Annotated in this window: 1 protein-coding gene; it reads right to left on the bottom strand. The window is 61.8% G+C overall.

What is annotated here, in order from left to right; all coding sequences use genetic code 11:
• The coding region (locus AC6UDB_RS07085) for a sodium:solute symporter family transporter (RefSeq protein WP_500709558.1) at positions 1-262 on the bottom strand (262 nt) is incomplete at both ends.

Raw genomic sequence — 262 nt, forward strand, 5'->3', positions numbered from 1 at the left:
CGCCCAGCCAGCCGCCGATCATGGCGCCGCGGGTGGTCAGCTTCTTCCAGTACATCGAAAGCAGCAGTACCGGGAAGTTGCAGCTGGCGGCAATGGAGAACGCCAGGCCAACCATGAAGGCGATGTTCTGTTTCTCGAACAGGATGCCCAAGCCGATCGCCAGCACGCCCAGGGCGATGGTGGTGATCTTCGACACGCGGATTTCGTCCTTGTCGTTGGCCTTGCCCTTGCGCCATACGCTGGCGTACAGGTCGTGGGACAC

This window comes from Fructilactobacillus sp. X3R2C1 (assembly GCF_059901235.1).